Source organism: Sphingomonas jinjuensis (assembly GCF_014197105.1).
Lineage (GTDB): Bacteria > Pseudomonadota > Alphaproteobacteria > Sphingomonadales > Sphingomonadaceae > Sphingomonas > Sphingomonas jinjuensis.
This window is the reverse complement of sequence record NZ_JACIEV010000030.1, coordinates 1-1503: the sequence shown is the minus strand read 5'-3', so window position 1 is coordinate 1503 and position 1503 is coordinate 1. Positions and strand designations below refer to the sequence as shown.

Below are 1503 nucleotides of genomic sequence, written 5' to 3'. Positions count from 1 at the left end.
TCGAGACTGTTGAAAAACGGCTGGTTGCGAGGGCGATGAAGGCGTGATTCACTGCGCATAGCGGCGGAGGGTCACGGATATGATGGGTCGGCAAGTAGCACAGGGTGCGCTGTTCTACGGCTTCCGGCTCGACGACCATGTGCCGAGTGACCACCTGCTGCGGCGGATCGACAGCGTGTTGGACCTCGGCTTCGTGCGCGAGGCGCTGGCAGCGAGCTATAGCGCGAGCGGGCGACCTTCGATCGATCCGGAAATGATGCTCAGGATGCTGCTGGTCGGCTACCTGTTCGGCATCCGATCGGAACGGCGCCTGTGCGAGGAGGTGCACCTCAATCTCGCCTATCGCTGGTTTTGTCGGCTCGATCTGGCGGACCGGGTGCCCGACCACTCCACCTTCTCCAAGAACCGGCACGGCCGGTTCCGCGCCTGTGACCTGCATCGCCTGCTGTTTGAGCAGGTGGTCGCCCAGTGCGCAGCAGCCGGGCTGGTGGCAGGGCACGACGTGGCGGTGGACGCCAGTACGATCTTGGCCGACGCCAGTCGCGAGAAGAGACTGAAGGGCGCCGACGCTGCAGATAAGCTTCGTGGCAGGGACACCGTGTCGCGGCCTGTCGCCGAATATTTGGCAGCGCTCGATGCCGCGCTGCCGCCGGGTCCCGATGAACCGGCGCCAGTCGAGCCGGCCAGCATCTCGCCGACCGACCCGCAGGCGGCGCTCACCTGCAAGCACGGTCCTGCACGTTATGCCTACGCCATCAATCCGCTGCTCGACCTAGATACCGACTGCATCCTCGACGTTGAAGCGACACCGGCGCGCTTTGCAGCAGAAGTGGCGGCGACCCGGACGCTGGTGTCACGCGCCGGAACCAGGCTGGGCATCGCGCCTGCGAGCCTCTCGGCCGACAAGGCGTATGGCAGTGGTCCGCTGCTTGGCTGGCTGATCGAGCGTAACATCACGCCGTACATTCCGGTCATCGACCGCGGCCGACAACGCGACGCCTTCTTCACCCGAGATGCCTTCAGCTACGACCGGGAGGCCGACACCTATCGCTGCCCGGCGGACAAGCCGCTCAGCTACTGCGGCACCAACCGGGCAAGCCAGGTCCGCGTCTATCGAAGCCGTCCGGGTGATTGCGCCGCCTGCGAACTGAAGCCGCAATGCACGATTGGCAGGAAACGCGGCGTCACCCGCCTCGTGAGCGAGGATGCTCGCGACGCCGTCCGCGCCCTTGCCGGCACCGATGCTTACGTGCAGGCCCATCGCCGACGAAAACGGATCGAGCGCGTGTTCGGCCACTTGAAACGCAACCTCGGCCTGCGAACGCTCAAGCTACGTAGCCTCGCCGGAGCTGCCGAAGAGTTCACCATGGCAGCCGCGGCCTACAACCTCCAGCTGCTCGCGCGGCAGGCAGCGCCCACCTGATACGGAGCGAGTCCCCCGGTGATTGGCGTCAACAGCCATCCGCCACGCCGCTCACACATATGCCTTTTTCAACAGTCTCG

Annotated in this window: 1 protein-coding gene; it reads left to right on the top strand. The window is 65.4% G+C overall.

The features are described from left to right. The first annotated feature begins 79 nt into the window (after window positions 1-79). Entirely contained in the window at window positions 80-1423 is a 1344-nt protein-coding gene (locus GGQ80_RS18260; protein ID WP_183987537.1) for an IS1182 family transposase, read from the top strand. Window positions 1424-1503 lie beyond the last annotated feature (80 nt).